The sequence below is a fragment of the Streptomyces sp. NPDC055506 genome (assembly GCF_053643595.1).
The window spans coordinates 1-23,307 of record NZ_JBSHKH010000082.1; the positions used below are offsets into that span (position 1 = coordinate 1).

Genomic DNA, 23,307 nt, shown 5'->3' on the forward strand with positions numbered 1-23,307 from the left:
CCCCACCACGGGGGCGGACCCGGCTCCCGCGCCGTTGGATCCGCAGGGGCATCCACCGGCTCGCGGCTCAGCCCCGGGCTGACGGAGACTGCACCTCCTGGCCCAGCGGGTCAGGGCTTGGGGTGAAAGCCGCCCCGTGTGACCTATTGATCGCAGAGGAAGGGAATCCCGCGACCGTGTAATGGGCATGCATCGATCGTTTGTCGCCCCCACAAGGAGTGAAACCGGCCATGAACGCTCCCGCGACGTCGAGCACCCGCACCGCCCCCGGCGGGCTCCCCCTGATCGGTCACGGCATCCAACTCGCGCGCAATCCCCTGCCGTTCATCAGCTCCCTGCGCAAGCACGGCCCCGTCGTCCGCATACGGATCGGCCCCACGCCGGCCTACGTCGTCACCGACCCCGACCTGACCCGGAAGGTCCTGGTGACCGACGCCGCGCACTACGCCAAGGGCGGCAAGATCATCGACGCGCTGCGTGTGTTCTTCGGGGACGGACTGGCCACGATCGCCGACGGCGACTCCCACCTGCGCAACCGGCGTCTGATGCAGCCCATGTTCAACAAGTCCCACATCGCCGATCGCGGCGACGCCATGATCGCGCAGGTCGCGGCGATGGTCGGCGCGTGGCCCGAGGCGCAGCCGCGTGATGTGTACGCGGACATGAACGACGTCACGCTCGCGGCCTTCCTCGTCGCCCTGTTCGGCGCTGACCTGCCCGAGCACCTGGAGGGCGAGTTCACCGCGCTGATGCCTGAGATCATGAAAGGAACGATTCGGCAGACCATCCTCCCGCCCTGGGTGACCCGGCTGCCGCTGCCCGCCAACCGGGCCCACGCGCAGCGCGTCGCCCGGCTGCGCGCCCTCATCGACCAGGCCATCGACCACCGCGCGACACGTGTCACCGGCCTTGCCTCCGGGGCCGCGGAGACCCCGGAGGCCGCGGGATGCCCGCACGCGGCGGCCCTCGAGCAGCAGACCGGCCTCTTCGACACCCTGCTGACGGCGGAGGACCCACTGACCCGTCAGCAGCTCCAGGACGAGGCCATCACCCTGCTGACCGGGGCGATCGAGACGACCGGCACCACGCTGGCCTGGGCGCTGTACGAGATCACCCGTGATCCGCGGATCGAGCGGCGGCTGCGCGAGGAACTCGCCACGGTGTGCGCGGACCGCCCGTTGCGCTACGGCGACCTGGAGCACCTCCCGTTCGCCCGCCGGGTGTTGCAGGAGTCCATCCGCAAGTACGGGCCGGCCTGGCTGGTGACCCGGACCGCCACCCGCGACATCGACCTCGGAGGACACCTCGTTCCCCAGGGCGCGGACGTGGTCTGGAGCCCCTACCTCCACCAGCACGATCCCGACGTGTTCGCCGACCCCGAGGTCTTCGACCCGGACCGCTGGACGCCCGAGAACGTGCCGGCCACCCGCGGTTCGTTCCTCGCGTTCGGCGACGGCCGCCGCAAGTGCATCGGCGAGAACTTCGCCTGGGCCGAACTCCAGATCATCCTGGCGACCGTCCTGCGGACCTGGCCGTCCTTCGAACTCACCTCCCGCGCGCCCCGACCCCAGGCCGTGGTCACGGTCAAGCCGGACCACCTGACCATGGCGTTCCGCCGGAAGGCGGTGGCGACTCCCGGGTGACACCCCGGAGCCGGGGAGACGGCAGGTTGATGCCGGCGGTTACGGGCAACTCGACCGGGGAGGGGAGGCATGCGTGAAGCATCGCTCTGGTTCCGGTGCTCCGCCGCCATGGGTCAGGCCGGGGAACCGATGGGGACCGTGGGTCTACTGGCCGATGCTCGGTCTGAGTATCGGTCTTCTGGTGTGGCGGGTGGCCGGCGGCGATGGCGCGGGCCGCATCCTGGTGGCGGCCGGTCTGGTGCTCGTCTGGGTCTGTCTGCTGGCCGCCAACCGCGCGGCGCGGCGCAGGCGGGAGTGACCCTGCGGGGCTTACTGTCCCGCCCCGCGGGTGCTGCGCGGCGTGGTGGTCAGCTCCAGCCGAACCGCCGGTCCACCACCGCGGCGAACTCGTCGAGGGTCAGTACCGCGTCCCCGTTCTGGTCGGCCCTGTCGAACAACGCGGAGGAGTCGTCGACGTCCTGAACTCCCCAGAACGGCAGTACGCCCGAGGCGGCCAGGGACGGTCCGTTCGTACGCAGGGCGATGATCACCTCTTGCCGGGTGAGAACCCCGTCGTGGTCGAGGTCGAGCGCCTCGAACAGCTTGCGGGCCTTGTCGCTCATCGTTGTCCCCATCGCATGGAGGTCAGGCGGGCAGATGCGTCCCGCTCACTGGCGAGGACGCCCTACGCGCCGCCCGGGTTGCCCCCGGGCGGGAAAGCCGGCTCCAGGCGAACACAGCAGTAGCCGGGACTCGGGGCCAGGCATGCCTGGAGGGTCTTCGTGCCGAGGCCTTCGAGAGCGCCGCGGAGCAGGCGCAGGTTCATACCGCAGACGGTCTCCGTGTGATCGCGGGCGAGGGCGTGGAAGGGACAGTTGCCCAGCACGATCGCGTCACCGTCATAACGAGGCTCGAACCCGTGCAGTTCCAGCAGGTCGAACACGCCCGTGTCGCCTTGGCCGGCGAGCCGGGCGCCGAGGTCGTGGGCTTTGCGGTGCAGGACCGCACGGACCGGCTCGCCGGTGGCCTCGGATTCCTCCATGGCCTGGGCGAGGAGCCGCCCGGCCAGCTCGTAGTGCCGCTCGGGCAGGCTGACGGAGACCTGCCTGGTGGAGCGCTTGTAGAGCTTGGCCGGCCTGCCCGCCCCTGGACCGGTGCGGCCGCTGCGCCGCTCGTAGACGACGTCGAGGAGCGACTCGTCCGCCAGGCGGTCCAGATGGAACGCCGCGGTCTGACGTGCGAGACCGAGGGCGGCGGCGGCTTCGTCGCGGCTGACAGGCCCTGGCTGGCGCACGACGTGCTCGTACAGCCGCATCCGGGTCGGCTCGTCCAGTGCGGCGACCGCGGAAACGTCGGCACGGGGCGCTTGCTGCGCGTGATCCATGAACACCAGTGTAAAACCCATTGCCATTGACTAAAGAACGTTCCCGCGCTTCTATCGTTAATGAGAGTTGTCGATAGAAGGAGGCAGTCATGTCGTCCCCCACCACAACCACCACGTCCGCCGTCCCCCGGCGGTCCGGGTTCACCGACCCCGGCTACCAGGCGTTCCTCATCCTGCGAGCCGGGTTCACCGTGGCGCCGATCCTGTTCGGGCTGGACAAGTTCGCCAACCTGCTCGTGGACTGGCCCGCCTACCTCGCACCGTGGATCAACGACATCGTGCCCGGCAGCGCCCAAGCGGCGATGTACGCCGTCGGTGCCATCGAGATCGTCGCGGGACTCGTCGTCGCCATCGCCCCGCGCTTCGGAGGCTGGCTGGTGGCCGGATGGCTGGCCGGCATCATCGTCAACCTGCTGACCATCCCCGACTACTACGACATCGCGCTGCGCGACTTCGGCCTTCTGCTCGGCGCGGTCGCCCTGGCCCGGCTCGCCCAGCACTACCACGGCGAGCGGCCATCGCACTGAGGGGTGCGCCGTCCACCGTGATCGCGTAGGTCGTCCTGATGACGACGCGGTGGCCACTGAGGCCCGGCCCCCGCGTCGCGGTCGGCCGTACCCTGCCGGGGGCAGCAGCAGGCACGTACTCGGACGGTGGCAGATCGATGAACGACGAAGAGACGACCCCCGGCGCGGCCGGCGTCCCCCTGCCGCGGGTGCTGTGCGACACCGAGTCGCTCCTCTCTGACGACTCGACACCGGCCGGTGCGCTGTGGCGACTGGCCGAGTCGGGGCGGCAGCTGGACGCCAACCTCATCCGCATCCCACCCCGGGGGCGCATCGACCCGCACATCGAGCCCGACCTCGACGTCCTCCTGCTCGTCGTCGCCGGTGACGGCACCCTCGGCCCGGAAGCAGACCCGCAGCCCCTGGCTCCCGGCAGTCTGGTCTGGCTGCCGCACGGCAGCGAACGCAGCCTGGTCGCGGGGAGCGGCGGCCTGTCCTACGTGACCGTGCACCGCCGCCGCCCGGGCATGCGGATTCGGAGCAGGTCCAGCATGTGACACCGCCTGCTCCGGCCCAGAGGACGACTCGGCCTCGTCGAGCACCCCGAGCCCACGCAACCTTCGCCCGGCTCGGAGGTCTTCCTCTCCGGAGGTGTCCATGGGGGCGGACCATCAGATCGCTTTCTTCTCAAGGGAGTTGGCGGCGGCAGAGCCGGAGCGCCGCGCGGCGGCGGTGAAGGGGCTGGGGAAGGCAGGCGGCGCCGCACACGTCCGCGTCATCGCCGACGCGGCCGAGGACTCCGCCCCCTCGGTACGCGCGGCCGCCGCCCTGGCCCTGGGCCGGCTCGGGACCCCGGATGCGGGCAGTGAGGTGCTGCCGCCGCTGATGGACGACGAGGATCCGGTCGTACGGCGCAGGGCTTCGGTCGCCGCCACCCGGCTGGGACTCCGAGGGCCGGCGGTCACACGGGCCTTCGCCCGGCTCCTGTCCGACCCGGACCACCACCTGCGGATCAACGCCCTGGAAGGACTGGCCGCACTGGGCGAACCCGGGGACGCCACGGCGCTGGTCGGGCTGCTCGGTGACCCGGACCCCGCCGTGTGGGGACGGGCCCACACCCTGGTGTACCGATGGAAGGACGACGCGGCGGTGCGGACGGAAGTGATCCGCACCGCCCGCCACGGCACGGGCGCAGCCCGCGCACGGGCCCTGGACCGGCTGCCTGAGCGCTGCACCGAGCGGCTCCTGGACTCGCTGCTCACCGGACTGGGCGACCCGTCCCCCGAGGTGCGGATCGCCGTGGCCCGGCGGCTGTTCGACCTGGCACGGCCGCAGACGCGGGACGCGCTGGCCGGGGCGCTGCGGACCGAGCGGGATCCCGAGGTCGCCGCACATCTGCTGCGCGGCCTCGGACGGCTCGGCGACCAGCGGGTGACCGGACCGGCGGCGCGATGGCTGCGCGACCCCGAGGCCGGGGCATCCGCCGCGCGTGCCCTGGGCGGTGCGGACACGGGGACGGCCGCCGCGCACCTGCGCACGGCCCTGACCGACGAGACCCTTCCCGCCCGCACACGGGCCGCCGCCGCCAGGGCCGTAGGCGCCGGGGCCCGATGGGACGCGGTGTGGCTCCTGCTGTCGGTCCTGGACGACCCCGAAGACGAGATACGCGCGGGCGTGATCCACGGACTGGAAGCACTCGTCGAGAACGGACTCCGCCTCTGGGAGCGCCACCCCGTGGCCTGGGCCCTGGTCGAACGGCTGGAAGCCGGCGGGGAGCACACCTGGCGCACACGCAACGCCCTCTACGGCCTCACCCAGGCCCTGCCCGCCGTACGGCGCTTCGCCGACGAAGCCCCGTCCGCCGAAGTGCGTGCCGCGGCGCTCTCGCTCCTCGCCGGGGACGACGAGACCGACGAGCACACCCGGAACGACGTACGACGATTCCTGCGCGGCCTGGACGACCCGTACGAGGCGGTCCGCTACGAGGCCGTCCTCGGTCTGGAACGCCGGGTGACGGCGACCGGCTCGCTGCCGCCCGGAAGCGAGGAAGCCCACGGCCGGCTGACCGCCCTCACCGAGGACGCGTCCCCACGGCTGCGTCAGGCCGCCACCAGAGTCCTCGAGGCGCTGGGCACCGGCCCACGGGCCTGAACCACCGCGGCACATCACGCCACGCCCCATCACGCCACGCGCCATCCACGCCACGCACCATCCACTCCGTGCCTCACCCGCACCGGCGATTCTCGGACCCCTGCCGCCGTACACCGTGTGTCGTCCGCCTCGCCGGGCCACACTGGGACGCATGCGGCTGGTGATCATGACGGCGGGATCGCGCGGCGACGTCGCGCCGTACACCGGGTTGGGCGCGGAGCTGGCGCGGAGCGGGCACGAGGTCACGCTGGTCACCCACGGACTGTTCGAGCCGCTGACCGCGGGCTCCGGGGTCCGGTTCCACCCGACCCCGGTCGACCCGCACGCCGAGTTGCACTCCGAGCGCGGCCGCCGCCTGCACGCCAGCACCACAGGACTCGGCAAACTGCTGCGCGTCGTCTCGATGGCCCGGTCGGCGGCCGAGGAGATGACCGACGACCTCGTCCGGGCGGCACGCGGCGCCGACGCCGTGCTGGCCGCCGGCGCCGTGGCACCGCTGGGCCGCGCCATCGCTGAGGGACTGACCCTGCCCAGCCTCGGACTGTTCCTCCAACCCCAGCACCCGACACGGGAGTTCGGGGCGCCCATGCTCGGCGGACGCTCCCTCGGCACCGTGGGCAACCGCCTGGGCGGACTGGCCGTCACCACCGCCGTCGACCAGGTCTTCACCCGGGCCATGCGCCGACTGCGCACCCGGCACGGCATGACCCTGCCCGGCCGCGCCGCGACCCGCCGGGCCCATGAGCGTGAGCGATGGCCGGTGCTGCACGGCTTCAGCGAGGTGGTGGTGTCCCGGCCGCGGGACTGGCGGCCCGGGCTGGAGATCGCCGGGTACTGGTGGCCGTACGACACCCGGACCCTGCCCGCCGGACTGGAGGACTTCCTCGCCGCCGGGCCCGCCCCCGTCTTCGTCGGGCTGGGCAGCGCCACCGTGCCGGACCCTGAGCGTCTCAGCGGCGAGATCGTGCGTGCCCTGCGCGCGGCCGGGCTGCGCGGGATCATCCAGCAGGGGTGGGCGGGCCTCGCCGCCCGTACCGACGACGTGATCACCGTCGGCGATGTTCCGCACGCGTCGTTGTTCCCCCGGACGGCCGCCGTCGTCCACCACGCCGGAGCCGGCACCACCGCAGCCGTCCTGCGCGCGGGTGTCCCGACCGTACCGGTGCCGGTGCAGTTCGACGCCGGTTTCTGGGCGGCCCGTCTCGTCGCCCTGGGCACCGCCCCCTGCGCCATCCCCTTGCGCCGGCTCACCGCCGAAGCGCTCGCCCCCGCCCTGCGCCGGGCCGTGGGCGACCCGGCCCATCGCAGCCGGGCCCAGGACGTGGCGCGCCGCCTGGCGGAGGAGGACGGCGTGGCACCCGTCCTGGCGGCACTCGACCGACTCGCGACGTGAGCCGCGAGCGGGCACCGCGCCTCACGACACCAAGATGGGCAACTGGGTGCACAGCCGCCCGGGCCGGCTGCCGAAGGCGCAGCTGGACCGCATGTGGTCGATCTGTCGCCGGCGAGTACGGCGGCATGAACGAGGTCATGACCGACCTCCACGCCCTCACCGGCCGGCCGGAACACCTCGCCGCGGCCCGCTGCTTCGACAACACCACGCTGCTCAACGCCTGCGCGGAGAACCGCGACATCCTGGAAGGCAAACACGCCAACCAGCACATCCCGCAGTTCACCGGCTACCTCCGCCTGTTCGACCACACGGGCGAGGAGACCTACGCCACCGCGGCCCGCAACTTCTGGAGAATGGTCGAGGGCCCCCGCACCTACGCCCTGGGCGGCACCGGCCAGGGCGAGATGTTCCGCGCCCGTCACCTACTTCGTCGGCATGGGCCCGGGCGTACGACGCGGATACGGCAACACCGGCACCTGCTGCGGCGGCACCGGCATGGAGAACCACACCAAGTACCAGGACTCCGTCTACTTCCGCTCCGCCGACGGCAACACCCTGTACGTCAACCTGTATCTGGCCTCGACCCACCACTGGCCGGAGCGCGGGGCGGCCGACTCGCCGTCAGATTCCGGATCCCGTCCTGGGCCACGACAGGCGTCACGGTCACGGTGAACGGAACCCCGCAAGGAGCCGGGCGGCACCTGGCACCTACCTCACTTGGGACAGAACTGGCGCCCGGGCGACCGCGTCCGCGTCATCGCGACCGCGAACGAGGCGGACCTGCGCCGCTGAACGCCCGGCAGGGCCGCGGGTGTCGTCCTTCGGTATCCCGGTCAGCTGGGGGAGCCGACGGGAGGAGCCTCGCGTTGCCGCGGCCCCAGGTCAGGCGGACACTGGTCATATGACCGCGGGTTTGCCCGTGGACCGGGGCTGACGGACGGCACAACGGATGCCGCCGGCCCTCGCACGGGTTTCCCCTCCACATGGCCCCGGCGATGCCGGAGCTGCGATTCGGTCGTGGGAGGGCCTATGTCCACGACACTGCGTTTGGCGACCTTCAATGTCGAAAACCTCTTCGCCCGATGGCGGTTCAAAGACGGTGTCAACCCCGCAGCCGCGAATACCCGAGGCTGGGTCGTCGACCAGACTCAGTTCGAGGAGCTGGGCGTCGACGACAAAGCCATCACCTCAGCGGCGGTGCGTGAGATCCACGCGGACGTGCTCGCTCTCCAGGAGGTCGAGAACGTCGACACGCTGAAGCACTTCCGGTCACAGGCCCTCGGCGGGCGCGCCGACTACCCCTATGTCGCAGGGGTGGACGGCAACGATCCACGCCTCATCGACGTCGCCGTGCTGTCCAAGCTGCCCATCACCCGCATCCGTTCTCACCAGCACCTGATGGACCCCGGGAGTCCGACCGCGTCCTTGTTCTCGCGGGACTGTCTCGAAGTCGATGTCGAGGTGCGGGAGAGCGAATCGAAGAGCACGACCGTGACGCTCTTCGTCAACCACTTCAAGTCCATGATGGGTGGGCGCCCCCAGACCCGGGGCAAGAGGCAGCGGCAGGCCGAGAAGGTGAAGGAACTCGTCACCGGGCGCTTCGGATCGGCCTCTCCCGGCGACCATCCGTTCGTCGTCCTCGGCGACCTCAACGACTACCTCGGGCCGGACGGCGGCTCCGGCATCGACGGCCTCGTCGCCTGGGACCAACTCGAGAACGTGGTCTCCCGCCTTCCCGAGGCCGACCAGTGGACCCACTTCTTCCGGGGCGGTAACGAGTACCGGCAACTCGACTACCTGCTCCCCTCGGCGTCCCTCGCCCAGGCGTCCGCGGAGTCGAAGCCCGAAATCCTCCGCAAGGGCATGCCGCTGCGGGCGGACCGTTACCCGGGGCCGCGGTTCCCGGGCGTCGGCACCGACAAGCCCAAGGCGTCCGACCACTGTCCCGTCGTCATGGATTTCACCCTCGTCTGACGACGACCACTGAAAAGACGGAGCTCACGGAACACGGAGCGCAAGCATGGCCCGCATCACCATCAACGGCGTGACGGTCGACCCGCTGGCCCAGCGAGACGAGTTGGCTGACGCATCCCTGATCGCCGAGGACGCCTCTCGGTCCAACTACCTGCTCGTCCAGACCGACCATGTGCTCTCCGCCGAGGAGAAGGCCCAACTGGCGCAGCTGGGCGTGGTGATCCATGAGTACGTGCCGGAAAACACCTACCTGTGCGGGTACCGGCCGTCCGACCTGGACGCGGTCCGCGACCTGCCGTTCGTGACCTGGGCGGATGTGTATCTCGAAGGCTTCAAGATCGCTCCTTCGCTGCGCGGAGAAGGCCTGCGGCCGGACATCTCGCTCCTTCGGGCACCCGCCGAGGCCCTGGCACCGGGGACGCGCACCGTCGACATCGCCTTCCATGACGATGTCGACCCGAGCGCGCAGGAGGTGCGGCAGCGGATCGCGGAAGCGGCCGGGCTCAGCCCCGACGACGTGCGTCCGGCCCGCGACAAACTGCGTGTGGAGGTGCCGGAGGACTCCCTGGCCGCGCTCACAGCGGTGGACGAGGTGCGGCAGGTCGAAGAGGTTCCCGAGCGGAGTATGTACAACAGTGTCGCCCGGCCGATCCTGCACGCCGACGTGGTCGTGGACGGCACCCCGCAGCAAGGCGCGGGGCAGGTCGTGGCCGTGGCCGATTCCGGCTTCGACCTGGGCTCCACCAGCAATGTGCACAGCGCGTTCACGGGCCGGGTCGCGCGTCTGTACGCCCTCGGCCGGCCCACCCGGGCGGACGACCCCGACGGGCACGGCACCCACGTCGCGGGCTCCGTGCTCGGCAACGGCACGTCCGCCGCGATGGGCGGAGCCGTCCAGGGCACCGCACCCCGGGCCACCCTGGTGCTGCAGTCGCTCATGGACCGTCACGGGCACCTCGGCGGAATCCCCGACGACCTGCGCGACCTCTTCACACCTCCCTACGACGACGACGGCGCGCGCGTGCACACCAACTCCTGGGGCTCGACCGTGCCGGGACGGCCGTACGACAGGAGCGCGCGCGAGATCGACGACATGGTCTGGAACAACGAGGACCTCGTGATCTGCTTCGCGGCAGGCAACGACGGCAACGACCGGGACCGTGACGGCCGCGTCAACCTGGGGGACGTCGGATCGGAGGGGGCGGCCAAGAACTGCATCACCATCGGGGCCAGCGAGAGCGGCCGCCCGGGAATCAGCTCCACCTACGGCCAACTCTGGAGCGAGGACTTTCCCGTCAACCCGCTCCGCGACGACCGGCAGGCGGACGACCCGGACGGAATGGCCGCCTTCAGCAACCGCGGGCCGACCCGGGAAGGCCGGATCAAGCCGGACGTCGTCGGCCCCGGCACCTCGATTCTCTCCGCGCTGTCACGTGCCGCGTCGAGCCTCCCCGGTGCCCCCTTCGGCGCCTCCGCGGACCCGAGGTTCCACTTCCTGAGCGGCACCAGCATGGCCGCGCCCCTGGTCGCCGGCTGTGTGACGGTCCTGCGCGAGACCCTCGTGAGAAACGGCACCCCCCGGCCGAGCGCGGCGCTCGTCAAGGCCATGCTGATCAACGGCGCTGTCGAACTCCCGGGCCAGTACATCCCGTCGGAGGCGGGCCCGTCGCCCAACAACGACTCCGGCTTCGGCCGCGTCGACCTCTCCCGCTCGGTGGTCCTCCCCGGAAACGGCGGGCGTGCGGGCTTCCACGAGGGCGGCCCGCTGGACCAGGGCGAACAGGAACAGCTGCGCGTGGAGATTCCGGAACGGGACGGCGGCCCGGAGCCGACGTTCAAGGTCACCCTGGTCTGGACGGACCCTCCCGGCGCGGCCCTGCAGAACGACCTCGACCTCGTCGTCCGGACCGCGGACGGCCGTGAGCGCCACGGGAACATGGGCACATCCGCCGGGTTCGACCGCACCAACAACGTCGAACAGGTCCAGTGGGACGACATTCCGGCCGGAGAGGTCACGGTCGTCGTCCGCGCCCACCGCATCACGCGCTTCCCGCAGCCCTACGCCTTCGCGTGGCACCTCTTCTGACGGGCCGTCGGCACTGACCCGTACGCCTGCCGCGAGCGCTTCGAAATCGCCAAATCCGGACCGGAAGTCGTCTGGACCACTTCCGAGTCTTGAACACGCCTGTCCGGGTCTGCTTGGGTGTCGACTCAATGGCCGCCATCCGGTGGCGTATTGGGGGGAATGGTTTCTGTGCTGGGCCGGCAGCGGGGCATGAACACGCCATACGACGGGCGACCTCACCAGCCCCTTCCGTCCGCCTGGATCCCGCACCGCCACTGAGCGTGCGGGCAAGGCATCCCGGTCTCACACCCTTCACACCCTTCATGCAGACCAGAGGAAGGTGCATGAGGTACTTCCGTCTGCTCGTTCTGGGCAACGGCATCTCGGCGTACGGCAGCTATCTGAACATGGTGGCGCTGAACGTCTTCGTCTACGACGCCACCGGCAGCGCGCTGGCCGCCGGCCTCTTCATGGCCGTACGCCTGGCGACCAGTGTCGTCTCGGGCTGGGTCAGCGGCCGGCTCGTCTCGGCCTACGACCGCAAGCGCCTGATGGTCGGCGCCGACCTGTGCCAGGCCGTGGCCCTGCTGTCGCTGCTGCTCGCCCCCGACGGGATACGCCCCGGACTGCTGTACGTCCTGGCCGTGGTCACGGGCGGCTGCTCCACCCTCTCCCAGGTGGCCCTGCGCAGCAGCATCCCCGAGATCGTCGGCGCGGAGCACCGCGTCCGGGCCAACGGGCTGCTCGTGACCGGGCGTTCGCTTGCCATGATCGCCGGTTTCGCCTCATCGGGCCTGGTCGTGACACAACTCGGCTACTCCGCGGCGTTCGCGCTGGACGCCGCGACCTTCCTGGTCTCCGCGACCATGCTCTTCCTGCTGCCCGTCCGCACCAGGTCGGCCACCGGCCCCGCGGGCGCCGGCTCCGCGAAGGACTCCGGCGCCGCGCGCTGGACGGCCCGGATGCTGCTGGGCACCGCACCGGTACTCCTGGCGATGGTCGCCGTCCGGGCGGTCGACGGACTGGGCTCCTCGTCCCACAACGTCGCCCTCCCCATCTACTCCAGCAGCCTGGACCCCGACCATCCGGCCACGTTCATCAGCCAGTTCTGGGCCACCTGGGCCATCGGCAACATCGTCGCCCAGCAGGTGATCGGCCGGGTCACCAAGAAGTCCGGACGGACACCGGGGGAGCGGGCCTTCGCGCTCGGCGCCGTGGTGATGTCGGCCGGCTTCATCGTGGTCTTCAGCGGGCTGCCGACCGTGCCCGCCGTCATCGCCGCGCTCGTCGCCGGGGCCGCCGACGGGTTCACCGAGATCGTCTACGTGTCGAGGCTGCAGACCGCGCCCGACGAGCAGCGCGGCCGCCTCTTCGGGCTCACCGCCTCGGTGGAGAACTTCGGGTTCGGGCTCGGCATGCTCGTCAGCGGCGCCCTCCTGGAGGGCTTCTCGCCGCTGCAGGTGGTGGGCGCCTTCCACGGCCTCGCGATCGTCCTGTGCCTGATCCTGCTCGGCTGGCTTCTGCGCCGGGGCAGGACGGCACCCGACCCGCCCGCGGAGGAACCGGCAGACCGTGACCAGCCGACGGTGACGGAGGGACGCGGCTGATGGGCACCAGCGAGCCCGACCCGCGGATGGCCGTCATCGGCATGGCCTTCCGGCTGCCCGGCGCCGACACACCCGAGGACTTCTGGCGGATCATCCGGGACGGCACGGACTGCGTAACCCGCTTCACCGACGAGGAACTCGCCGCCGCCGGTGTGCCCGCCGAGGAGTACGAGGCGGAGGACTTCGTCGGCGCCTCAGGGCTCCTCGACGACATCGCCGGCTTCGACGCCCAGCACTTCGCCATGAGCCCCCGCGAGGCCCAGCTCACCGACCCGCAGCACCGTATGTTCCTGGAATGCGCCCAGCACGCCCTGGAGAACGCCGGCTACCCGGACGAACGGGACGGCACCCGCGCCGGCGTCTGGGCCAGCACCGGATACCACCTCTACACAATGCAGAACTACCTGCTCAACAACGTCCTGCCCAGCGGGCCGGTGCCCGACTGGACCTCGGGCATGCAGGTCACGGTCGGCAACTACGCCGACTTCACCGCCACCCGGGTCGCCTACCGGCTGGGCCTGACCGGACCCGCCGTCAACATCCAGACGGGCTGCTCCAGTTCCCTGGTCGGCCTGCAGTCGGCCGCGCAGTCGCTGCTCATGGGGGACTGCGACATCGCCCTCGTCGGCGCCACCGCCGTCCATGTGCCGCAGGTCCTGGGCTACCGCTATGTCAAGGGCTCGATCCTGTCCCGCTCCGGCCGTCTGCGGGCCTTCGACGCCGGCGCCGACGGCACCGTCGGAGGTACGGGCGTCCTGGCCGTCGTACTGAAGCGGCTGACGCGGGCGGAAGCCGACGGCGACACCATTCACGGCGTCGTCCGAGGCTGGGGCATCGGCAACGACGGCGCCGACAAGAAGGCCTTCACGGCCCCCAGCGCCCAGGGCCAGCGCGCGGCCATCCGCCAGGCCCTGCGACGCGCCGGCGTCGGCGCCGACACCATCGGCTACCTGGAGACCCACGGCACCGGCACGCTCAAGGGCGACCCCATCGAGTTCGACGGCGCGGCCGGCGCCTACCGCGAGGACACCGACCGCGCCGGCTACTGCGCCCTGGGCTCGACCAAGGCCAACATCGGCCACCTCGACGCCGCCTCCGGACTGGCCGGCCTCGTCAAGGCCCTGCTGGTCCTGCGCCACGGCGTCATCCCGCCCATGGCGAACTTCAGCGAACCCAACCCCCTCATCGACCTCGACCACAGCCCCTTCTACATCCCCCGGACCGCCCGGCCCTGGCCGAAGAGCGACGTCCCCCGCCGCGCGGGCCTCACCTCGCTCGGCGTGGGCGGCACCAACGTCCACCTGATCCTGGAACAGGCCCCCGAACCGGCGCCCCGGACCGGCGACACCGCGCCGCCTGATGTGCTGCTGGTCTCGGGGAGCAGCCGGGAGGCCCTCGCGGACAACGCCCGCGCCTTCCGCGACCGGTTACGTCAGCCGCCCGCACCGCACCAGGCGGACCTCGTCACCACCGCCGCCCTCGGCCGGGGCCACGGCCGTCACCGACTCGCGGCCCGAGGCTCCACCCCGGCAGCCCTCGCAGCGGCCCTCGACTCCTGGCTGACCGGAACCGCCCCGCCCACGGTCACCACGGGGACGCTATCCGGGGAAGGCACCCCACGCGTGGCGTTCCAGTTCACCGGGCAGGGCAGCCAATACCCCGGAATGGCCGACGCGCTCTACGCGCGTTTCCCCGCCGCACGCCAGGTGCTCGACACCTGCGACCAGCACTACCGGGGCCTCACCGGTGACTCCCTGCTCGACGCACTGCGCACGGCGGACCCGGCGGACGTACCGGGGGAGGGGCCGCTCGGGGAGACGGACACCGCGCAGCCCGCGCTGTTCGCCCTGCAGTGCGCCCTCGTCCGGCTCTGGCGCGCCGCCGGTGTCGAACCGTACGCCGTGACCGGGCACAGCGTCGGGGAGTACGCCGCGCTGTACACGGCCGGAGCCCTGACCCTGGAGGACGGGCTGCGCCTCACCACCGAACGAGGCCGGCTGATGCGGCAGCGCTGCGCGCCGGGCGCGATGGTCGCGGCGCCCGTCGACCGGGCCACCGCCCTCGCCCTGGCCGCCGAGGTCCCCGGACTGGAGGCGGCCGTGGCCAACGGGGACCGGACCCAGGTGCTCGCCGGGCCCGTCGCCGCGGTCGACCGGGCCTGCGTGCTGCTGGACGAACGCGGCACACCGGGCCGGCGGCTCCCGGTGACCCGCGCCTTCCACACCGCCATGATGGAACCGATGCTGGCCGAGTTCGAGAAGGTCCTCGGCGACGTGGACCTCCGGCCGGTGCGCATCCCCTTCGTCAGCGCCCTGGACGGCACGACCCGCCCGCCCGGCTGGACCCCTGACACGGACTACCTCGTACGCCACACCCGCGAACCCGTCCGCTACGACGAGGCGTTGCGCGGCATCGGCACCGAGTCGCCCGGCGTCCTGCTCGAGATAGGGCCGCACACCACCCTCAGCGGTCTGGCCCGCCGGGCCCTGCCCGACGTACCGGCGCTGCCGTCCCTGCGGCGCGGCACCGGACTCGGCGCCCTCTGGGGTGCGGCGGCGGGACTGCACTGCGCCGGAGCGAACATCGGCTGGGACGCGCTCCTGGCGGGCAGCGGTGGCAGACGCGTCCCGCTGCCCGGCTACCGATTCCAGCACCAGAACCACTGGATGGGGCCCCGGTCGACGCCCCTGTGCAAGAGAACAGCAGCGAGAAAGGGAACCGACGTGGTGCAGCAAGAGGCAGCGGTCGCACGGGTACTCCAGAGCATCGTCGAGGCGACCGCCCGGCACCTCGGAGCGGATCCGTCGGCGATCGTCGGCGACGCGAACTTCTTCGACCTCGGCGCCGACTCGCTGCAGATGATCAGTGTGCTGCGGGAGCTGGAACAGGCGCATCACGTCAAGGTGACGATGAGACAGCTGCTCGAGGAGACGGGCACCCCGCGTCGGCTGGCGGAGTTCATCGTCGCCCGCATGCCGGACACGACCGGGCCGGCGCCGACCGGATCCCAGACGCCGGGTGCCGAGCCGACGCGGCCCGTCGCACCGGCACCCGCTCCGGAGCCCGTCGCGCCTGCACCCGCCCCAGAGCCCGTCCCACAGGCACCGACTCCGGAGCCCACCCCCGCCGCTACGGCCTCCGCTCCCGAGTACGCGACCCGCGAGGAACTGGAGGACCTCGCCCACAAGATCCAGCAGATGTCCCAGATACAGCTCCAGATGATGTCCCAGCTCTCCCAACTGCTCGCCCTCCAGACCGCCTCGGTGACGGACCGGCTCAACGGCAAGGTGGCCAAGTGACCGGGCTGAACGGCATCTCCGCGGCGCTGGACCAGGACCTGGCCGCGATGACCGAACTGTCGCGGCGCATCACGGAGCAGATGGGCGGTACGGCAGCCCCGATGCCGCCGCGAGTCCACGGGCCCCGCATGACGGTCGCGAAATCCTCCGGCATGGTCCAGGACGTCTCGCCGCAGACCCAGCAGGACCACCTGACCGACCTCGTACGCCGCTACACCGCCAGAACGCCGACCTCCAAGCGGATCGCCCAGCGCTACCGCCGCGTCCTGGCCGACAGCCGCGCCGTCGTCGGCTTCCGCAGCGGCACGAAGGAGATGCTGTACCCCATCGCCGGCCGCCGGGCGAGCGGGGCACGGCTCGAGGACGTCGACGGCAACGAGTACGTCGACATCACCATGGGCTTCGGCGTCCTGCTCTTCGGCCACGAGCCCGACTTCGTCACCGAGGCCGTGCGCGAGCACCTGTCCCGGGGCATCCAGCTCGGCCCCCGCACCATCGAGACCGGCGAGGCGGCCGAACTCCTCGCCGACCTCACCGGGCTGGAGCGGGTCGCCTTCGCCAACTCCGGTACGGAGGCGAACTCGGCGGCCATCCGCCTCGCCCGCGCCGCCACCGGCCGCGACAAGATCGTCTCGTTCCTGGGCGCCTACCACGGTCACGCCGACAACGTCCTGGGCCGGTCCTCGCACAGCGGCACCGACCAGATCACCGTGCCCGTCTCCCGGGGCATCCCGCAGGCCGCCGTCTCCGATCTGATGGTCCTCGACTACGGCAGCGACGCCGCCCTGGAGACGATCGCCCGGAACGCCGGCGACATCGCCGCGGTCGTCGTGGAGCCGGTGCAGAGCAGGCACCCCGAGCTCCAGCCGGTCGAGTTCGTGCGCAAGCTGCGGGAGCTGACCCGCCGCCACGGCATCGTGCTGCTCTTCGACGAGATGCTGACCGGCTTCCGCCCCGCCCCGCGCGGCGCGCAGGAGCTCTACGGCGTCACCCCGGACCTCGCCACCTACGGCAAGCTCCTCGGCGGCGGCTTCCCCATCGGCGCCATCGCCGGGCGCGCCGACATCATGGACGGCGTCGACGGCGGCCACTGGTCCTACGGCGACGACAGCTACCCGCCCGCCGACACCACCTTCTTCGGCGGTACGTACATCCAGCACCCGGTGTCGATGGTCGCCGCCCGCGCCGTCCTGACCCACCTCAAGGAGCACAGCCCGCACCTCCAGGAGCGCCTCAACGCGCGGACCGCCGAACTGGCCGCGACGCTGAACGGCTTCTTCGAGGCCGAGGAGTACCCGCTCCGGATGAGCCACTTCGGCTCCCAGTTCCGCTTCGAGCACCGCGCCGACATGGAGCTGCTGTACCACCATCTGATGCTGCGTGGCGTGCACGTGTGGGAGTGGCGCAACTTCTTCCTGTCCACCGCCCACTCGGACGGCGACATCGAGTTCATCGCCGACGCCGTACGGGACTCGCTGCGCGAACTGCGGTCGGCGGGCTTCTTCCCGGGGGCGCGGCCCGTGGCGCCGAAGACAGCACCACCGACGACGACACCGCCGCAGACAGAACAGCCGAAACCGGCACCGGAAACTCCCGCACCGACATCCGCCCCCGTGGCCTCCATGGCATGGAACGCCGCGGCAGTCGCCGCCCCTCGCACGGAGCCCGCGAAGGAAGCCGTCCCGCGCACGCCCGACTTCAGCGTCTACTTCTTCGGCGACTACCCACAGGACACCTCGGCACCCCGCCAGGGACAGTACGAACTCCTCATGGACGTCGCCCGGTTCGCCGACCGGCACGGTTTTCACTCGCTGTGGATGCCCGAACGGCACTTCCACTCCTTCGGCGGACTCTTCCCCAACCCGGCCGTGCTCGCCGCCGCGCTGTCCCGCGAGACCGAACGCATCCGGCTCAACGCGGGCTCGGTCGTCCTGCCCCTCCACGACCCCATCCGGGTCGCCGAGGAGTGGTCGATGGTCGACAACCTCTCCGCAGGGCGTGTCGGCATCGGTGTCGCCAGTGGCTGGAGCGCCAACGACTTCGTCTTCTTCCCCGACCGCTTCGGCCGGCACAAGGAGCTGATGTACGAACAGCTCGAGGAGGTACGGAAGTTCTGGCGCGGCGACGCCCTGCACCGGGCCGGCGGGGACGGCGAGGCCGAGGTGCGGCTCTTCCCCCGGCCGGTGCAGGACACCCCGCCCATGTACACCGCGGTGGTCGGCAACCCCGCCTCGTACGAACTCGCCGCCCGCCACGACCTGGGCATCGTCACCAATCTGATGACCCAGACCGTCGAGCAGCTCCGGGACAACATCGCCCTCTACCGGCGCACCCGGGCCTCGCACGGCCTGGACCCGGACGCCGGGCGCGTGGCCGTCCTGCTGCACACCTACCTCGCCGACGACCACGACACCGCGCGGACCGAGGCGTACGAACCGCTGTCCCGCTATATGCGCGCGTCCCTGTCCGTGTTCAGCGGCGTCACCAACAGCCTCGGGCACAGCATCGACCTGGCCGACCTGAGCGAGGACGACCTGGATGCCGTGTTCCGCCGCGCCTACGGCCGTTACTGCGACCAGCGCGCCCTGATCGGCACGGCGGACAGCGTGCGTCCGGTGGTGGACGCGGTGACCGCGGCCGGCGCCGACGAGATCGTCGCCCTCGTCGACTTCGGCGTCGCGGAGGACGCGCTGCGCGGGGGCCTGCCGCATCTGGACGCCCTGCGCCGCCGCTACCGGGAACCGGCTCCCTCCGCCCCCCGTGGTGCGCCTTTGTCGCCCGGCCAGGAACGGATCTGGTTCCTGGAGCGGCTTTTTCCGGGACGTACCGCCTACAACGAGGTCAAGGCGATCCGCCTCGACGGCCCACTCGACGTACCCGCTCTGCACGCGGCACTTCGCGGACTCGTCGTCCGTCACGAGGGGCTGCGAACCTTCTTCCGGGAAACCGGAGGGGAGCCCCAGCAGTTCGTGCTGCCGTCCGCCGAGCCCGACTTCGAGATCGTGGACGGCGCGCTCCAGGACGTACTCGCGGCCGAGAGCGCCCGCCGCTTCGACCTGGCGGACGGCCCGCTGTTCGTCACCCGGCTGGTCAGGCTCGCCGAGACGGAGCACGTCCTCGTACTGTCCCTGCACCACATCGTGGTCGACGCCGCCTCCGCCACGGTCCTCGCCCGCGACCTGTCCGCCCTCTACCGGGCCGCACGCGAGGGCACCACACCCGATCTCCCGGCCCTCACCTGGAGCTACGCCGACCACGCCCGGGCACTGGCGGCGGCCGCGAACAGCCCCGAGGCCGAGGAGGACCTGGCCCACTGGCGCCGCACCCTCGGCGGCGAGCTGCCCGTCCTCGCCCTGCCCACCGACCGGCCGCGCCCCGCGACGATGACCTCCAACGGCCGGGCGGTCTTCCACACCCTCGACCCGGAACTCTCCCGACGCCTGCGCGAGTTGAGCCGCAGCCGCCGCAGCACCCTGTTCATGACCCTGCTCGCCGGATACGCGACGATGCTGCACCGGATCACCGGACAGACGGACATCGTCGTCGGCACCCCGATCTCGGACCGTCCCGAGCGGGCCGAGCACCTGCTCGGCTTCTTCGTGAACACCCTCGCGCTGCGCCTCGACCTGTCGGGAGACCCGGCGTTCTCCGCGCTGCTGGAGCGCGTGCGCACGGTCGCCCTCGACGCGTACGACCACGCGCGGGTGCCCTTCGAGACGGTGGTGCGCGAGCTCGCCCCGGCCAGGGCGGTCGACCGGACCCCGGTGTTCCAGGCCTTCGCGGAGTTCCAGCGCGCCGAGCCGTTCCGCTTCGACCTGCCCGGTATCGAGGCCACCCCCCTGGACGCCGGACCGGACAAGTCCCTCACGGACCTCACCGTCTACTTCACCGACCAGCCGCACGGCATCCGCTGTCATCTGGAGTACAACACCGACCTGTTCGACCAGCACACCGTCGACCGGTTCTTCGACACCTTCCGGGACCTGCTCACGGCCGCGGTCGAAACCCCAGAGGCACCCCTGTCCCAGCTCGCCGGCACCGCCGTCGAGGCGGCGGCCGAGGGCGACCCCGTACCGCGGTCCTGGCAGTACGGCCCGTCCCGTCCGTCGTCGGACACCACCGTCCACGCCCTCTTCGCCCGGCAGGCGGCCGCCCAGCCGGACAACACGGCGGTGATCAGCGGAGACTCCCGACTGACCTACCGCGAACTGGACGATCGCGCCGAGCAGTTGGCCTCCGCTCTGCGAGCGCGGCCCACGAGGGGCGCCGACGAGCCGGGGACGGTGGCCCTGTGGCTGCCGTGCTCCGCCGACCTCGTCGTCGCCATGCTCGCCGTACTGAAGACCGGCTGCGCCTACGTCCCGCTCGATCCCTCCCTCGGCCGGGCGCGCGCCGAGCAGGTCATCGCCGAGTGCGGGGCCCGGACGCTGGTGTCCACGCGGGAGGAGGCGGCGGCCCTGAAGCTGCCCGGGCACGTGACCGTCGTACCGCCGGACGCCACCGCACCGCGCCCGCAGGACGACGCGTCCACCCCCGACGACCGGTCCCCGTGCTGTGTCCTCTACACCTCGGGCAGCACCGGCACGCCCAAGGGCGTCGTGGTGGCACACCGAGGCGTCGTCGACCTCTGCCAGTGGCAGCACCGGCGCTTCGCCTTCACCCGGGCCGACCGCAGTGCCGTCGTGTGCAGCCAGAGCTTCGACGCCTCGCTCCTGGAGATCTGGCCGGCGCTGACCGCGGGAGCGTCGATCGTCGTCGCCGACGAGGAACTGCGCAGGGATCCGCGGTCCCTGGCCCGGTGGTACACCCAGCAGGGCATCACCTTCTCGATCCTGCCCACCGCACTCGGCGAACAGGTGCTCCGCCTGCCCCCGGCCGACCAGCCGCCCCTGCGTCACCTGCTGCTCGGTGGCGATGTGCTGCGCACCCGGCCGCGGCCCGAGGCGCCGTACGAGACGGTGAACGTGTACGGGCCCACCGAGGTCACCGTGCTGTGCACCACGCACACCGTGCCCGCACAGGGTGAGGACCCCGACGCCGCGATCGCGCTCGGGCGTCCGGCCGACAACGTGACGCTGAGCGTGCTCGACGCGTCCGGCACCCCGGTGCCCGTCGGCACGGCGGGGGAGTTGTACGTCGGCGGCCCCGGTGTTGCCTCCGGCTATCTGCACCGCGCCGAACTCACCGAGGAGCGCTTCCTGGCTGACCCCCACGGAGGCCCGGACGCCCGCCGGTACCGCACCGGCGACCTGGTCCGCTGGAGGGGCGACGGGACGCTGGAGTTCTGCGGCCGGGCCGACGACCAGGTGAAGATCCGGGGCTTCCGGGTCGAACCGGAAGAGGTCTCCCGTGCGCTCAACGCCCTGGACGGAGTGCGCGAGGCTGCCGTCCTGGCCCGCCGTAACGACCGCGGTGAGGCGTACCTCGCGGCCTACGCCGTCCCCGCCGACCCGGTCGGCACGGCGGCCGACGACCGGCAGGCGTTCGCCGACCTCGTGGCCGAGGAACTGGCGGCCCGGCTGCCGGAGTACCTCGTACCGCGTGCCTGGCGGGTCCTGCCGGCCCTTCCCCTGACGGGCAACGGCAAGCTGGACCGATCCGCGCTGCCGGCGCCCGACCTCGTCACCACGGCCCCGAGCCCCAGGGCGGGCACCACCGTCACCGACGCGCCGGAGGCCGGTCACGGCACGGACGTCGAGCGGCGCGTACGGCGGCTGTGGGCGGACGAGTTCGGCATCGACGCGGACGCCATCGCGGCCGACACCTCGTTCTTCGACCTGGGCGGCCACTCGATCACCGCGATGCGACTGGTCAACCAGGTCCGCGAGGAGTTCGGCACCGACTACCCGATGCTGAGCTTCTACCAGGAGCCGACACTGCGGGCCATGACGGCCCAACTGGCCCTGGCAGCGGGCGAGATGCCGTCGGCCTCGGAATCCGAACCCGGCGAAGGGCATGGCTCGGTGATACGCCGGGCACCCGCCACCACTCAGCAGTCCCGTTTCGCCAAGGTGCACGCCGAACACCTCCTGCCCCAGGTCTTCAACGTCGCCCTGCGGATCACCCTCTCCGGAGACCTGGACGTGGCGGCCCTGCGCACGGCCCTGACCGGCCTCGTCGAGCGGCACGAGGGACTCCGGACGCGTCTGGTCCCCAGCGGGGACGGCTGGGAGCAGCAGGTGCTCCGGCCCGGCGTCGTGGAACTGCCGGTCGAGGACCTCACCGCACGGCCCGCCGGGGAGCGGCAGACGGCCCTGGACACGGCCGCCACGGAGGCCGCCGAAACACCGATCGACCCCGCCCACGACACGCCGATGACCGTGCGCCTCCTGCGCACCGGCGAGAGCACCTGGGTCCTGCTCCTCGTCCTGCACCACTCCGCCTGCGACGGCTGGTCCGTCAGCCTGCTGCTGAAGGAACTGGCCGCGCTCTACGGGGCCGCCGTACGGGGCGAACCCCACACCCTGCCTCCCGTGGAGTGCCAGCCGGCGGAGTACGCCCACTGGCAGCAGGGCCAGACGGACAAGGCCGCCGACGAACGCAAGCTGCGGTTCTGGCTGCGCGAACTCGACGGAGTGCCGTTCAGCGTCGACCTGCCCCTGGACCGGCCCCGGCCGGAGAAGGCGAGCGGCCGGGGCGGCGCCGTGATGTTCACCGTGCCGGCCGAGGTCCGGACCGCCGTGGAACGGCTGGCGCGGCAGCGGGGCACGACGCCCTTCGTGGTCACGGCGGCGGCTCTGGGCCGGCTGCTCGCGCGGAAGTCCGGGCAGAGCGACATCGTGTTCAACGTCTCCTACGCCAACCGGGAACGGCGCGCGTTCGAATCCCTGCTGGCCTGCACGATCACCGGCTTCGCGCTGCCCGTGCGCGACGGAGCCACCGGCTCCTTCACCGGCCTGACGGACCGCATCGCCCGCACGGCGGTGGAGTGCATGGACCGGGCCATGCCGGTACGCCTGATCGCCCCCGCGTTGCAGGAGCGTACGGGCGTGGCCGTGCCGGACCGGCTGGACGTCGGCTTCGCCTACCAGAGCTCCCTGGACGCCGAGATCGAACTGCCCGGGCTGACCACGGCCATCGAGGACCTCGCGCCCGCCGCGTCCCGCACGGAACTCACCTTCGGCCTCGTCCCGGCCGGGGACCGGCTCCAGGGCTTCGTCGAGTACTCGGCCGACCTCTGGGACCGCACCACGATCGAGGGCTGGACCCGTGACTACGTCGCCCTCTTGCGCGACGAGACCGGCAGCGCGCTCGGGGACTGACCCCGGTCCGTGTCGCCGCCTCTCCTGGGGCGGCGACGCGGGGA

General features: G+C 71.8%; 14 protein-coding genes and 1 pseudogene. 13 read left to right on the forward strand and 2 right to left on the reverse strand.

Going from position 1 to position 23,307, the window contains the following annotated elements; all coding sequences use genetic code 11:
* Positions 1–230 precede the first annotated feature (230 nt).
* Positions 231–1,643, forward strand: a complete 1,413-nt coding sequence (locus ACWIF2_RS26825) for a cytochrome P450 (RefSeq protein WP_454363238.1) — start codon at positions 231–233, stop codon at positions 1,641–1,643.
* A 154-nt stretch (positions 1,644–1,797) separates the two neighbouring features.
* Complete coding sequence (locus ACWIF2_RS26830; RefSeq protein ID WP_454363239.1) at positions 1,798–1,941, forward strand: hypothetical protein; 144 nt, start codon at positions 1,798–1,800, stop codon at positions 1,939–1,941.
* A gap of 49 nt (positions 1,942–1,990) precedes the next feature.
* Here the strand turns inward: ACWIF2_RS26830 and ACWIF2_RS26835 are convergent, their stop codons facing one another.
* Together ACWIF2_RS26835 and ACWIF2_RS26840 are read right to left on the reverse strand one after the other, a co-directional pair.
* Positions 1,991–2,245: an EF-hand domain-containing protein gene (locus ACWIF2_RS26835; protein WP_382488724.1), complete on the reverse strand. Its 255-nt coding sequence runs from the start codon at positions 2,243–2,245 to the stop codon at positions 1,991–1,993.
* A gap of 62 nt (positions 2,246–2,307) precedes the next feature.
* Complete coding sequence (locus ACWIF2_RS26840) at positions 2,308–3,006, reverse strand: helix-turn-helix transcriptional regulator (RefSeq protein WP_454363240.1); 699 nt, start codon at positions 3,004–3,006, stop codon at positions 2,308–2,310.
* Between the two features lie 89 nt (positions 3,007–3,095).
* On the opposite strand from ACWIF2_RS26840, the gene ACWIF2_RS26845 reads away from it, so the two are divergent.
* The 11 genes and pseudogenes from ACWIF2_RS26845 to ACWIF2_RS26895 all read left to right on the forward strand — a co-directional run bounded on the left by ACWIF2_RS26845 (position 3,096) and on the right by ACWIF2_RS26895 (position 23,263).
* Positions 3,096–3,533, forward strand: coding sequence for a hypothetical protein (locus ACWIF2_RS26845; protein WP_454363241.1), 438 nt, complete (start codon positions 3,096–3,098; stop codon positions 3,531–3,533).
* Positions 3,534–3,670: 137 nt separating this feature from the next.
* Positions 3,671–4,069: a cupin domain-containing protein gene (locus ACWIF2_RS26850; RefSeq protein ID WP_454363242.1), complete on the forward strand. Its 399-nt coding sequence runs from the start codon at positions 3,671–3,673 to the stop codon at positions 4,067–4,069.
* Between the two features lie 100 nt (positions 4,070–4,169).
* Positions 4,170–5,663, forward strand: coding sequence for a HEAT repeat domain-containing protein (locus ACWIF2_RS26855; RefSeq protein ID WP_454363243.1), 1,494 nt, complete (start codon positions 4,170–4,172; stop codon positions 5,661–5,663).
* A 151-nt stretch (positions 5,664–5,814) separates the two neighbouring features.
* Entirely contained in the window at positions 5,815–7,056 is a 1,242-nt protein-coding gene (locus tag ACWIF2_RS26860; protein WP_454363244.1) for a glycosyltransferase, read from the forward strand.
* 137 nt (positions 7,057–7,193) lie between these two features.
* Positions 7,194–7,415: pseudogene (locus ACWIF2_RS26865) on the forward strand (beta-L-arabinofuranosidase domain-containing protein); the annotation flags it as partial.
* 76 nt (positions 7,416–7,491) lie between these two features.
* Positions 7,492–7,728: a hypothetical protein gene (locus tag ACWIF2_RS26870; RefSeq protein ID WP_454363262.1), complete on the forward strand. Its 237-nt coding sequence runs from the start codon at positions 7,492–7,494 to the stop codon at positions 7,726–7,728.
* 357 nt (positions 7,729–8,085) lie between these two features.
* On the forward strand, positions 8,086–9,030 hold the full coding sequence (locus tag ACWIF2_RS26875; RefSeq protein WP_454363245.1) for an endonuclease/exonuclease/phosphatase family protein: 945 nt from the start codon (positions 8,086–8,088) through the stop codon (positions 9,028–9,030).
* Positions 9,031–9,076: 46 nt separating this feature from the next.
* On the forward strand, positions 9,077–11,116 hold the full coding sequence (locus ACWIF2_RS26880; protein WP_454363246.1) for a S8 family serine peptidase: 2,040 nt from the start codon (positions 9,077–9,079) through the stop codon (positions 11,114–11,116).
* A 323-nt stretch (positions 11,117–11,439) separates the two neighbouring features.
* A complete protein-coding gene (locus tag ACWIF2_RS26885; protein ID WP_454363247.1) occupies positions 11,440–12,702 on the forward strand; it encodes an MFS transporter in 1,263 nt (420 codons plus the stop codon).
* Positions 12,702–16,001: a type I polyketide synthase gene (locus ACWIF2_RS26890; RefSeq protein WP_454363248.1), complete on the forward strand. Its 3,300-nt coding sequence runs from the start codon at positions 12,702–12,704 to the stop codon at positions 15,999–16,001. The genes ACWIF2_RS26885 and ACWIF2_RS26890 overlap by 1 nt, the downstream gene beginning before the upstream one ends.
* Before the next feature lie 47 nt (positions 16,002–16,048).
* A complete protein-coding gene (locus ACWIF2_RS26895; RefSeq protein ID WP_454363261.1) occupies positions 16,049–23,263 on the forward strand; it encodes a MupA/Atu3671 family FMN-dependent luciferase-like monooxygenase in 7,215 nt (2,404 codons plus the stop codon).
* The last annotated feature ends 44 nt before the right edge of the window (positions 23,264–23,307 follow it).